Annotated in this window: 2 protein-coding genes; one reads left to right on the top strand and one right to left on the bottom strand. The window is 72.9% G+C overall.

From position 1 onward, the window contains the following. Positions 1-357: 357 nt before the first annotated feature. Positions 358-1,638: a diacylglycerol kinase family protein gene (locus AXW62_RS42135; RefSeq protein WP_370682976.1), complete on the bottom strand. Its 1,281-nt coding sequence runs from the start codon at positions 1,636-1,638 to the stop codon at positions 358-360. A 154-nt stretch (positions 1,639-1,792) separates the two neighbouring features. Between AXW62_RS42135 and AXW62_RS38855 the strand changes: the two genes are divergently transcribed. Then, positions 1,793-3,076: an adenylosuccinate synthase gene (locus tag AXW62_RS38855; RefSeq protein WP_060948477.1), complete on the top strand. Its 1,284-nt coding sequence runs from the start codon at positions 1,793-1,795 to the stop codon at positions 3,074-3,076. Positions 3,077-3,211: the final 135 nt, after the last annotated feature.

A 3,211-nucleotide genomic window follows, 5' to 3' on the forward strand; every position in this document is an offset into this window, starting at 1 on the left:
GTCCGGGGACGCTGCGGTGCGGTGCGGTCCGGCGATGCGCGGTGCGGCCCCGGGGGCGTGCGGTGCGGCGATGCGTGGCGCGGTCCGGGGGCCTGTGGTCCCGGGGCGTGCGGTGTGGTGTGCGGTCCGGGGGTGCGGGGTGCGGTCCCGGGGGCGTGCGGTGCCGGTGGGTCCGGCGCCGGTCGTGGTCTCCGCCCGGCGGTGCCGTGCCTTCCGCGCGGTGGCGTGCCGCTGGGAGCGGCGGCAGCCTCGTCGTGCCGTCGTGCCGTCGTGCCGTCCAGTCGGACGGCACGTTGGCGGGCGTGCCCGGCGCGGTTTGGCGGTGGGCGTTCCGCACCGTGGTGGCGCGAGCGGTGCTCAAGGACGGTGCGGCAGCATGAGGCTCCACGCCTCCGCCAGGACCGTCCACGTCCGGCTGCGGACCGGGCCCCGGATCAGCGCGTCCGCGTGATAGCGGAAGTCCTGGCCGGAGACGGTGACGGCCCGCGCCCGGGTGCGCAGCGGGCCGTCCGCCGCGTGCGGATGGACGACGACCTCGGCCAGCCCGCCGCCCGGTGCGGCCGTCGAGACCGAGACCCGTTCCACCGGCCGGTCCAGATCGGTCAGCAGCACCCCGTCCGCCTCGATCCGCAGCCGCTGCGGCGGCGGATGCGCCGGCCGCCGGGCGCCGCCGGCCAGCCCGATCATGGGGAGCGAGAGCAGCGTCAGGGCGGTACGGGCGGTACGGGCCGCCGGTGTCCACCACGGCCGGTGGCCGTCGCCCTCCGTATCGTGGCCGGGCGGGCCCCCGCCGTCCTCGCCCTCGCGACTCCGGTGGTCGTGGCGATCGTGGCCGCAGGAACCGCAGGAACCGCAGGAACCGCAGGAACCGCGGGCGTCGTAGGAAGCGCAGGCGTCGCAGGGACCACCGGGACCGCCCGAACCACCGGAACCACAAGAGCCGCAGGGGCCGCTGGAAAAACCACCGGGACCACCCGAACCACCGGAAGGACCACCAGACCCACCAGACCCACCAGAGCCACCAGGACCCCCAGACCCGCAGCGGCACTCCACGCCCCCCGCCGCACCGCCCCCCACCGCACCGCCCCGCGACCCCGGGCCGTGCCCCTCCGGGCCACTCGCCGCGCCGCATCCGTCGTCCGGCATCCCGTGCGCACCGTGAGGGGCGAGGCCGGAGGGGATCCGCAGGCCCCCGAGAACCACCCCGCCGCTCTCGTCCACCAGCAGGTCACGCGGGCGCACGACCCCGCCGAGGACCGTACGGGCGGCGGTGACCGCGTCCGTCGGCACCCCGAGCGAATGGGCCAGGGCGACCGTCGCGGAGCCTCCGACCGGGACCACCGACAGCGTCGCGTCCGCCAGCTCCCGCCGCCGGTGCAGCAGCTCCACGACGCGCAGCAGGGCGCGGTCGTCGCCCACCACCACCGGTCGGCGGGCGCCCCGGCGGGCCAGGGCCCGCTCGACGTCCTCCGGCCCTTCCGGCAGGCAGATTTTCGTCTGCGCGCCCGCGCACAGCACATCTTTCGCGATCCGCACCGACTCCCCGTCCGTTCGCCGGGCCTGGGGGTCGATGACCATGAGCAGCGGGCGCCCCCGGACGGTGTCCGGCGCAGGGGGCCGGGGATCTGGAGCCGACACCTCGGTCCTTCCTCAGGTAATCTCTCGGTGCAAGAGCCCCTGTCGCTGTTGCGCCAGGGGCTTCGTCTATCCGGGGCACCGGTTCGACGGCTCTTGTGGTGGCGCACGTCACCACGCACGTTGGACATGCCCCGCCCGGAAGGGGTGTACGCCTGTGCCCGCACTTGTGCTGCTCGGTGCTCAGTGGGGTGATGAGGGCAAGGGAAAGGCCACCGATCTGCTCGGCGGCTCGGTGGACTACGTAGTGCGTTACCAGGGCGGTAACAACGCGGGCCACACCGTGGTGGTCGGCGACCAGAAGTACGCGCTGCACCTCCTCCCGTCCGGAATCCTCTCGCCCGGGTGTACCCCGGTCATCGGTAACGGCGTCGTCGTGGACCCCGCGGTTCTGCTCTCCGAGCTGAGCGGACTGGCTGACCGCGGCGTCGATACGTCCAAGCTGCTGATCAGCGGTAACGCCCATCTGATCACGCCGTATCACACGACCCTCGACAAGGTGTCGGAACGATTCCTCGGCAAGCGGAAGATCGGCACCACCGGCCGTGGCATCGGCCCGGCCTACGCGGACAAGATCAATCGTGTGGGGATCCGGGTCCAGGACCTGTTCGACGAGTCGATTCTGCGGCAGAAGGTCGAGGCGGCCCTGGACTCCAAGAACCAGGTGCTGGCCAAGCTCTACAACCGCCGCGCCATCGCGGTCGACCAGGTCGTCGAGGAGCTGTTGGGCTACGCGGACCGGCTCGGCGGCTATGTCGCCGACACCACCCTGGTGCTCAACAACGCCATCGACCAGGGCCAGGTCGTCCTCTTCGAGGGCGGTCAGGGCACGCTGCTCGACGTCGACCACGGCACGTACCCCTTCGTCACCTCCTCCAACCCGACCGCGGGCGGCGCCTGCACCGGCACCGGAGTCGGCCCGACGAAGATCAGCCGCGTGATCGGCATCCTGAAGGCGTACACCACCCGCGTCGGCGCCGGCCCGTTCCCCACGGAGCTGCACGACGAGGACGGCGAGAAGCTCCGTACGATCGGCGGCGAGCGCGGCGTGACCACCGGGCGCGACCGGCGCTGCGGCTGGTTCGACGCGGTCATCGCGCGCTATGCGACCCGGGTCAACGGCCTGACCGACTTCTTCCTGACCAAGCTCGACGTCCTCACCGGCTGGGAGCGGATCCCGGTCTGCGTCGCGTACGAGATCGACGGCAAGCGGGTCGAGGAACTCCCGTACAGCCAGACCGACTTCCACCACGCCAAGCCGGTCTACGAGACGCTGCCGGGCTGGTCGGAGGACATCACCCAGGCCAAGACCTTCGACGAGCTGCCGAAGAACGCCCAGAAGTACGTCCAGGCCCTGGAGGAGATGTCGGGCGCCCCGATCTCGGCGATCGGCGTCGGACCGGGCCGTGACGAGACCATCCAGATCAACTCGTTCCTCTGAGCCCCGGCGGGAGCGCGGCCCGCGCGCCGGCGTCAGTGCGCCGCGGGCGGGCCGAACACCCCGGCGGGCTGCTGGGCCTGACCGGCGGGCTGCGCGGCCCGCCGCTCCTGCATCTTGCTGATCCGCCGCACCACG

Origin of the sequence: Streptomyces hygroscopicus subsp. hygroscopicus, from assembly GCF_001553455.1 — a bacterium.
In the GTDB taxonomy this organism is placed as follows: Bacteria; Actinomycetota; Actinomycetes; order Streptomycetales; family Streptomycetaceae; genus Streptomyces; species Streptomyces hygroscopicus.